Source organism: Streptomyces sp. SM1, assembly GCF_002910825.1.
Taxonomy (GTDB): Bacteria; Actinomycetota; Actinomycetes; order Streptomycetales; family Streptomycetaceae; genus Streptomyces; species Streptomyces okerensis.
The window spans coordinates 1-4535 of record NZ_NEUB01000272.1 but is presented as its reverse complement, the minus strand read 5'-3'; the positions used below and the strand labels follow the sequence as shown (position 1 = coordinate 4535).

Here is a 4535-nt window from a genome sequence, read left to right as displayed (position 1 = left end):
CGGGCCGTGCCACACCCCCCGCCCGGCTCGGACAGGCCCCGGGCCGGTCACCCCGCCACCCGCCGCGCGGCGCTCCCGCGCACTTCCAGGTCCGCCAGCAGCTCCGCCGTCGCCTCCGCCACCGCGTCCACCGCCCGTTCGAACACCTCGCGGTTGTGCGCGGCCGGCTCCCGGAAGCCGGACACCTTCCTCACGTACTGCAGGGCGGCGGCCCGGATCTCCTCCTCCGTGGCCTCCTCGGGCTGTACGGGCGGACGCAGGGTCTTGATACTCCGGCACATGCCCCCAGTGTGACGCGCGGCCCTCCTCCCGTCACGGCGGAAACGGATCCCACGGAAACCTCGGCGACTCGCCTGCGCGACTCGCCACCCAAAATCGAACAGGCGTATCATTGCACCGTGGCTGCGACCTATGACTTTCCGAGTGACCTCCTCGCCGGTCAGGAGGAACTGCATCAGGTCCGGACCGAGTTGTCGGCCCTGCTGAAGCGGCTCCCCTGGTCGGTCGAACCCCTCGACGGGTTCAGCGACGACAACGGCTGGCGCAAGGTCGAGCGCCCCGCCTCGCCCGGCTGGACCGAGGACGAGCAGGCCGAGGTGGAGAAGCTCAGACAGCGGGAGCACGAGCTCGCGGTGTTCGTCAGCACCCACCGCTACTGGGCCGCGGTCACCGGATCCGACCGGATCCACGCCCGCTCCCGGCTCAAGCACAGTCACGGCGACGTTCCGGAGAGCGAGGACGACTAGCCGCAGGGCGGCGGAACACGACGACGGCCCCCGGAGAGTCTCCGGGGGCCGTCGGTCACGGTGGGCGCGGACGGTTTCGAACCGCCGACATCCTGCTTGTAAGGCAGGCGCTCTACCCCTGAGCTACGCACCCGGGACCCGGGCCATGCGCCCAGGTCGAGTCGACAGCCTACACGGGCCGTGGCACGGACCGGCAAACCCGTATCGCGAGGTCCGGCGAGGGCCCGGGCGGCGGCCACCCCCCGGGTCCGCACGGGGCCGCCCCGGGGAAGCCCCGGAGGAACCCCGGGGGGATATCCCCACCCCGGATCCGGTGGCGACCCGGATCCCCCGCCGGGTCCGGCGTCCGTACGGTCGAAGAACGCTCGAACGCGACTGCCGGGCGCCACCGCACGTCCCAGGGGGAGACCGTCATGGCCCGTACGTCCCGCACCACCGCCCGCACCGCACGGACGCGTGCTCTCGCCCTCGCCGGGGCGGCCGTGGTGCTGCTCGCGGGTCTGAGTGCCTGCGGGTCGTCGGCGACCGAGGACGACGAGCCCGACCGCCGCTCCTTCGCGCTGCCGGGCAGCACCCTCACCATCGACTCGGACGACTCCGACCTCGAGATCGTCGCCGTGGACGACCGCCCCTCGGACCGGATCGAGGTCACCCGCTGGTTCCGGGGCAGGGTCGTCATGGGCTCGGACGCGGAGATCACCTGGTCCATGGACGGCGACCGGCTGGTGCTGCGCCAGAAGTGCTCGGGCCTCATCGTCGACTGCGACGCCAGGCACCGCGTCGAGGTGCCGCGCGGTGTGGCCGTCGAGGTCCGGGAGAAGGACGGCACCGTGCGGGCCACGGGCTTCCGCGACGCGCTGCGCATCCGTACGACGGACGGTTCCGTCCATGTCACCGACTCCACCGGCCCTCTCGAGCTGCGCACCGGCGACGGATCCGTGCACGCGGAGGTCTCCTCGCGTACGGTGCGCGCCCACAGCGGCGACGGCTCGGTCCACCTCGAACTCGGCGTCGTGCCGGACCTGGTGGAGTCCCGCAGCGGCGACGGTTCCCTGACCATCGAACTGCCCCGGGCCACCTACCGGGTGGACACCGAGACCGGTGACGGCGGCGAGGACGTGTCCGTGCCGCGCGACGACTCCAGCACCCACGAAGTGACCGCCCGCACCGGCGACGGGAATCTCACGGTCCGCACAGCGAACTGACGGGCCCGTGTGTTCGTCCTTCACCGGTGGGAGAATGGCACCGGGCAGGGCGAACGACAGTACGGGAGAGGGATGTGACGGCGACACCAGCGCGGTCGTACTCACCGTCGGAGCCGCGCGTGCCTCGCATGCGTCGCGCCGTACCTTCTCTCCCGCCGGGGCGGCGCCCCGGCCTGGTTCCCGGGCCCCTGCGGGACGCCCTCGTCGTCGTGGGGCTGCCGCTGGCCCTGGCACTGGTGCTGCCCGCCGCGTTCGCCGGCGGCGGCACCCGGCGCTGGTTCGGCGGGCGGGCCGAGAACCAGCGGGCGGAGGCGCAGGCCGCGAAGGACGCTGCGGCGGCCGCGTTCTACGAACTGGACACGGCCCAGCGCGATCTGCGGATATCCATCGAGACGATCACCGCCGTCGACGCCTCGCCCGCCGCCCGCCGCGCGGTGTCCGACTTCGAGGCGCTGGGCCGGCGGATCGACGAGGCCAGCCACCGGTACATCGACGCCGTGGACGCGTACGACCTGGACCGGGACGATCTGGAGGCGTCGGCGGCCTCCCGGGCGCGCACCGAGCTGACCGCCGCCAAGGAGGAGCTGGGGCGGGTCAAGCAGGAGCTGGACCGGTTCACCGACGGGCTCGGCCCCCTCCTCGGCAAGGCCGAGACGCAGCTGGCCCGGCTCGCGCCCGCCGTCGAACGGGCCCGGCAGGCACTGCTCGCCGCCTCGAACGCCCTCGACACCGCGCGCGGCCCGGGGCTGAGGGCCGACGACCTCGCCGCCCGGCTCGCCGCACTCTCCCCGGAACTCACCAGGCTGAACCAGGGCGCGGGGCAGCACGGCGTGCCGGAGACCCTGCAGCGGGCCGAACACGTCACACGCGAGGCGGAGGCGGTCCGCGCCGAGGCCGAACGGCTGCCGGAGCGGGCCGCCGAGATCGACCGCCGGCTGGTCTCCCTGCGCACCCGCGCCCAGGCGCTCACCACCCGCTCCGGACAGGTCGAGCCGGTGCTCAGCGAGCTGCGCCGCCGCTTCACCGCCGCCTGCTGGCAGGACCTGCAGGGCGTCCCCGACGAGGCCGCGGAGAACGTGAGGCAGGCCGAGAGCAGGCTCACCGCGGCCAGGACCGCCCGCGAGGAGCAGCGCTGGGCGGACGCGACCGCCCTGCTGTCGACCGCGCGGGCACTGCTGAACACGACCGACGAGGCGGTGTCGGCCGCCGGTGACCGGCTGCGGCGGCTGAACGCGGTGCAGAAGGACCCCGAGCAGGAGATCGAACGCACCCGGTTCGCCATCCGGGACGCCCAGCGCCTCGCGATGGCCGGCCGCAACACCCCCGACCCACGCCATGCCCGGCCCCTGGACGACGCCGTGGCCCGGCTGGAGCGGGCCGTCACCGGTCTGGAGGGGCGCCACCCCGACTACTGGCACTTCCTGACGGAGACGGAGGCGGTACGGACGACGGTGGGCCGGGTGGTGGCGCAGATCCGCGAGGAACGGGGCGGCGGCGCCGCGTGACCGGCACGACGGCGGCCGGCCCGGTTAACCTGTGCCCATGCCTCGCTACGAGTACCGCTGCCGGACCTGCGGCGCCACCTTCGAACTGAGCCGCCCCATGGCGGAGTCCTCCGCGCCCGCGGCCTGTCCGGGGGGCCACGACGACACGGTGAAGCTCCTCTCCACGGTCGCGGTGGGCGGCACCGCCCCCGCCCCGTCCACGGGCGGCGGCTGCTGCGGCGGCGGCTGCGGCTGACCGCCACGGCCCACTCCGGCACCGGCCGCCCCTGACCCGGGGCTCCGACGCCGGAAGGGCTGGACGTCAGCCCCACTGCGGGCACCCCTTTGGGGGAGTTCGAGGAGCGGAGGTCCGGGGCAGCGCCCCCGGGGACGGGACCGGGCGTGCGGGGCCCCGCGAGTGCGTGGCGGACGTCCTTCAGGGTCTCTTCAGCTTCGCGTTCTAGCGTGGGGGCATGACAGCCATGGCAGCGCTCACCAGTACAGCGGCCGGTGGCGGGGGCGCCGGGACGCAGTGGGTCAACGACCTCATGGACGCCCTGGGCGCCCCCGGGGCCGGTCTCGCGATCGCGCTGGAGAACCTCTTCCCGCCCCTGCCCAGCGAGGTGATCCTGCCGCTGGCGGGGTTCGCCGTGAGCAGCGGGCGGATGGGCCTGTTCGAGGCGCTGCTGTGGACCACCCTCGGCTCCGTCGTCGGCGCGCTCGCGCTGTACGGGGTGGGCGCGCTGCTCGGCCGGGAGCGGACCGTGGCGATCGCGGGCCGGCTGCCGCTGGTGAAGGTCTCCGACATCCAGAAGACGGAGGCGTGGTTCCTGCGGCACGGGACCAAGGCCGTGTTCTTCGGCCGGATGATCCCGGTCTTCCGGAGTCTGATCTCCGTACCGGCCGGTGTGGAGCGTATGCGGCTGCCGGTCTTCCTCGGGCTGACCGGGCTGGGCAGCGCGATCTGGAACACGGCGTTCGTGCTGGCGGGCTATGCGCTGGGGGACAAATGGGAGCAGGTCACCGCGATCGCCTCGGCGTACTCGAAGGTGGCGCTCGGGGCGGCCGCGCTGGCGGTGCTGGTGTTCGTGGTCATGCGG

Annotated in this window: 6 protein-coding genes and 1 tRNA gene; 5 read left to right on the top strand and 2 right to left on the bottom strand. The window is 73.9% G+C overall.

Translation table 11 applies throughout. The features are described from left to right. Positions 1-47: 47 nt before the first annotated feature. Entirely contained in the window at positions 48-281 is a 234-nt protein-coding gene (locus B9S61_RS06435) for a DUF2277 domain-containing protein (RefSeq protein WP_103541346.1), read from the bottom strand. Between the two features lie 117 nt (positions 282-398). Here B9S61_RS06435 and B9S61_RS06430 point away from each other — a divergent pair, with 117 nt between their 5' ends. After that, complete coding sequence (locus B9S61_RS06430) at positions 399-746, top strand: hypothetical protein (RefSeq protein ID WP_103541344.1); 348 nt, start codon at positions 399-401, stop codon at positions 744-746. Between the two features lie 61 nt (positions 747-807). On the opposite strand, the gene B9S61_RS06425 is transcribed toward B9S61_RS06430, so the two are convergent. After that, a tRNA-Val gene (locus tag B9S61_RS06425) sits at positions 808-879 on the bottom strand. A gap of 280 nt (positions 880-1159) precedes the next feature. On the opposite strand from B9S61_RS06425, the gene B9S61_RS06420 reads away from it, so the two are divergent. The 4 genes from B9S61_RS06420 to B9S61_RS06405 all read left to right on the top strand — a co-directional run. After that, positions 1160-1951 (top strand): DUF4097 family beta strand repeat-containing protein, encoded by a 792-nt coding sequence (locus B9S61_RS06420; RefSeq protein ID WP_103541342.1) that lies wholly within the window; start codon positions 1160-1162, stop codon positions 1949-1951. A gap of 128 nt (positions 1952-2079) precedes the next feature. After that, positions 2080-3456 carry a hypothetical protein gene (locus B9S61_RS06415; RefSeq protein WP_103541340.1) on the top strand — a complete coding sequence of 459 codons (1377 nt, stop codon included), beginning with the start codon at positions 2080-2082 and terminating at the stop codon, positions 3454-3456. 37 nt (positions 3457-3493) lie between these two features. Continuing rightward, positions 3494-3691 carry a zinc ribbon domain-containing protein gene (locus B9S61_RS06410; RefSeq protein ID WP_103541338.1) on the top strand — a complete coding sequence of 66 codons (198 nt, stop codon included), beginning with the start codon at positions 3494-3496 and terminating at the stop codon, positions 3689-3691. A 217-nt stretch (positions 3692-3908) separates the two neighbouring features. After that, positions 3909-4535: DedA family protein (locus B9S61_RS06405; protein WP_103541347.1), on the top strand; the 627-nt coding region annotated here is incomplete at its 3' end.

Excerpts from the sequence above, each read along its gene's own strand:
- B9S61_RS06435 (WP_103541346.1), bottom strand. The coding sequence starts at position 281 with ATGTGCCGGAGTATCAAGACCCTGCGTCCGCCCGTACAGCCCGAGGAG.
- B9S61_RS06420 (WP_103541342.1), top strand. The coding sequence starts at position 1,160 with ATGGCCCGTACGTCCCGCACCACCGCCCGCACCGCACGGACGCGTGCT.
- B9S61_RS06415 (WP_103541340.1), top strand. The coding sequence starts at position 2,080 with ATGCGTCGCGCCGTACCTTCTCTCCCGCCGGGGCGGCGCCCCGGCCTG.
- B9S61_RS06410 (WP_103541338.1), top strand. The coding sequence starts at position 3,494 with ATGCCTCGCTACGAGTACCGCTGCCGGACCTGCGGCGCCACCTTCGAA.